This is a genomic window from Ideonella sp. P3_A4 (genome assembly GCF_056403075.1).
Genome location: NZ_JBFUGE010000582.1, coordinates 1 through 3778, shown reverse-complemented (window position 1 = coordinate 3778; position 3778 = coordinate 1). Strand labels below are relative to the sequence as shown.

The following is a 3778-nucleotide window of genomic DNA, read 5'->3' as shown; positions in this document are numbered from 1 at the left end:
CTCCGAGCCCAGCGCGGCCAGGGGGCATCCCATTTCTACCTGCTCCAGGTGCTCGCGCGAGAGGTAGGCGCGAAGCATGGTCGCCAAAGCCTGCTCAGGGGGCGCGCTGGCGACAACGTCTGCTACCACGGCGGCAGACTCAGCACACGCCCGACCCGCTGCTTCAGCCAGCATGGCTTCGCGCGACGTGAAATGGGCGTAGAAGGCGCCATGGGTCAGGCCGGCCTCTTTCATGATGTCGGCGACCCCGGTGCCGTCGTAGCCGCTGCGGCGAATCGCTCGCGCAGCTGCCGAGACGATGCGCTCGTGTGACGCTTCTTTGGCTGCCGTCCTGACGTTGTGTTTTGCATTTCGCATGACGATCATCATACACGCTTCGCAAGACACGTGCTGTGATGCTTTTGGCCACCATCGCGAGAAACAAATGTCCGGCCGTGCGCGGCCATGGCCAGCCAGGGCGATCGTTACGGCGTCAAGCCGGGCCAGGCCTGCGGCTACAGGTGACTCGCACTACGCACGGCAGCGCAACGGCGGCTCGGCGGTCGCTTCGGCGCCGACTTGCGAGACTTCAACGACGCGGCGCTCAAGGGTGGCAACGTGCATCACCTGTGAAGCATCTTCTCGCGCAGGCATGGTGGTGGGTGCAGCCGGCATCTCGGCTGGAAGTTCCGCTGGACTCCGGCACGGCGCTGAATCTTCAAGCGCCTCGGGCAGGAGTCGGTCGTACTCCCTCTTGACCACCGCATAGCACTCGCAAGCCTGCTTCTGCAGCCCTTCGCAGTCGAGCACCCGGATCCGGCCGCGCGCGTGCTGGATCAACCCGAGCTCTTGCAGGCGCTGCGCACCGAGGGTCACGCTTTCGCGGCGCACGCCGAGCATGTTGGCGAGCCTGTCCTGCGTCACGGCCAGCTCGTCCCCCTGGACGCGGTCCAGGCTCATCAGCAGCCAGCGGCACAAGCGCTGGTCCAGTGAATGGTGGCGGTTGCACACGGCCGTTTGTGCCACCTGGGTGATGAAGGCCACGGTGTAGCGCAACAGCAGGTGCATCGCTGAGCCGGCCCGGGCGAATTCGTCCTGGATCGTCTGTGCCGGCAGCCGCAGCAGCTGGCCGGCGTTGCGCACCACCGCCAGGCTGGGTGTCGAGCCGCCGCCGAGGATCAGCTCGATGCCGACCATGCCCTCGTTGCCGGCCACCGCGAGCTCCATCGGCGCGCCGTCCGTCGTTTCGTACATCAGCGAGACGACCGCCGTGGCCGGAAAGTACACGTGGCCCATCTGGCCGCCTGATGGGTGCAGCACCTGCCCTTGGGATGCCTCGACCTCCTCGAGCTGCGGCAGCAAGCGTTGCCGGGCATCTTCCGGCAGTCCCGTAATGAGACGGTTCGTTCGTGGCTCGAAGGCAGACCACATGACACAACTCCCCGCAGAATTTCGACGGCCGTTTGAGTGGGCCGGACCGTTTTTGTCGTGGTGCTGGATTTGTCTTGTGCTTGACGCGCCACAACGTCAGCTCACGGGAGCGCAGTCATTGTCCACCTCATCACCTGATTCCAGACACACAAGGGACCATCGTGTAAGGATTCACCACACGCTGATCGACGTCTCCTTCGGCGGCACATGGCGCGCAGCGTCAGGTCGCTGTACGCGTTGCCAGCGAGGCTGCGGGCCTGGCCGCCATCAAGCGGTCCAGCATGGCGAGCAGGCGTGGCAGTGCGAAGGGCTTGACGATGTAGTCGGCGAATCCGACGTCCAGGGCTTGCTTGATGTCGGCGTCCATGGCATTGGCCGACACCGCAACGCACGGTATCTTTGCCAGGTCCGGGTCGGCACGCAGGTGAGCGAAGACGGTGGGGCCGTCCATGACCGGCAGGCCCATGTCGAGCAGGATCAGATCGGGGTGCAGACTGCGCGCCTTCTCGACGCCTGCCTGTCCATCGGCGGCCACCTCGACCTTCACTTGTTCGCGTAGGGCGAGGGCCGCGCGCATCACCTCTACATTCACCGGGTTGTCTTCAACGTACAGCACGACGAAGGGCCGTGCCGCCGGCCCGGGTCCGCTCAAATTGAGTTTGGCTGGATGCCGTGCGAGCTTCGCGCTCTCCGTTGCTGAGCGTGGCAGGCGCAAGGTGAAGACAGACCCCACGCCCACGGTGCTCTGAGCTTCGAGCTGACCGCCCATCGCCTCGACCAGCTGTTTGGCAATCACCAGGCCCAGCCCGGTCCCGTCGATGCCGCGTAGCTCTGCGCCAAGCCGGTTGAATGGCTGAAAGAGCTGGCCGAGCTGCGCTGGTGCCAGGCCCTCGCCGGTATCGCGCACCGCGATGGCGACATGCTCTTCATCGCCGCCCAATCTGATCTCGACCTCGCCACCTTCTCGGTTGTACTTGACCGCATTGCTGAGCAGGTTCAGCAAGACCTGACGCAAGTGCATTCTGTCGCCGAGCACGCTGACCGCCGCGTGGCCCGCCGGGGCACTCAATGTGACGGCGCGCGCAGCCGCGAGTGGCGCCACGATCGTCATGCAATCATCAAACAGCGCGCCCAGCGGTACCTGCTCCAGCACGATGCGCAGGTCGCCGGATTCGATGCGCGTCAGGTCAAGCACTTCGTCGATCATCGCGAGCAGGTGCTTGCCTGCGTGGTGGATGTGACGGACCTGCGTCGCAACCGTCGGCGACGACATCGCAGCGCGGTTGAGCTGCAGCAGTTCGGAGAAGCCGATCACTGCGTTCAGCGGGGTCCGCAGGTCATGGCTCATGCGGGCCAGAAAGGCCGTCTTGCTGCGGTTGGCCATCTCCGCGCCGGCTTGCGCCACGCGCGCAGACTCGGCCTCGAAGTGGGCGTCGATGTCCTGCACCGTCCCATACAGGCGCCGGTCAGGGCTGCCGGCCGCATCGGCCCGGCCGGTGATCCTGATCCAGTGGTCGCGGCTCGCGGGCGTGCAGATCTGCAGCTCAAGATCAAAGGTGGTGCCGTGCTCCACGGCACCGGCCAAGGCATGACGAAGCTGTTCCCGGCTCGCGTCGCTCTTGCAAAAATCAATCGTTTGCGCCAGTGTCGGCCCGCACCCGGCTGGCAGATCGTAGATGTCGCGCGCAACAGCGGACCAGCTCACCGTACCCGCGCCAAGGTCGACCTGCCAGTAGCCAATGCGCGCCACGCGATTGGACAGCTCAAGAATCTCGCGGGTATGGGCCAGATCGGCTTCGGATCGCCTGTGTTCCGTGACGTCGGTCAGGGCCAGCAGCATGCTGTCGCTGCCAGCAGGATGAGGGCGCACCGTGGCCTGCAGAATTCGCTCGTCGATGGCCCGCGCGCGAACCGAAATCTCGATGCTGCGGCCGATCGATTCGGGCCCGTGCGCCGCCAGCGCGTCGGCCAAATCAGCGCGACCGCGGTCCCTCAGGCGATGGAGCAGGCATTTGCCCTCCAGCCCATCGCTGTCGTCGTCCAGCAGCTCCCGGCCGTATCGGTTCACTTCGCGCACGATGCCTTGCCGGCTCAAGGTCACCAAGCCCACGGGGGCGGACTCGTAGAGATCAAAGTAGCGTTGCGCGCTCGCTGCGAGATCGTCGCGCGCCGATTTGAGCTCCTCGTTCTGCTGTGCCAGCTCGGCCTGGTGAACCTGCAACTCGTGCAAGAGCCGTAGGGCGCCGGGTGCAGGCGGGTCGCGGCCGGTCGACGCGTCAGACAACGCGTCGCACTGCCCCTTCGACGGGTCGTTCATGGTTTGACTCCCGTGGACGCCTCTGTCACGTCGCCAGCCAAATGACACAGA

General features: G+C 65.5%; 3 protein-coding genes. All 3 read right to left on the bottom strand.

What is annotated here, in order from left to right; translation table 11 throughout:
- Nucleotides 1-369: TetR/AcrR family transcriptional regulator (locus AC1DYI_RS29305; RefSeq protein WP_477207643.1), on the bottom strand; the 369-nt coding region annotated here is incomplete at its 3' end.
- A 141-nt stretch (nt 370-510) separates the two neighbouring features.
- Entirely contained in the window at nt 511-1341 is an 831-nt protein-coding gene (locus AC1DYI_RS29300) for a Crp/Fnr family transcriptional regulator (protein WP_477207642.1), read from the bottom strand.
- 289 nt (nt 1342-1630) lie between these two features.
- The gene (locus tag AC1DYI_RS29295; RefSeq protein ID WP_477207641.1) at nt 1631-3727 is read right to left on the bottom strand and encodes a PAS domain-containing hybrid sensor histidine kinase/response regulator; all 2097 of its coding nucleotides are present in this window, start codon (nt 3725-3727) and stop codon (nt 1631-1633) included.
- Between the last annotated feature and the right edge of the window lie 51 nt (nt 3728-3778).

Excerpts from the sequence above, each read along its gene's own strand:
- AC1DYI_RS29295 (WP_477207641.1), bottom strand. The coding sequence starts at position 3,727 with ATGAACGACCCGTCGAAGGGGCAGTGCGACGCGTTGTCTGACGCGTCG.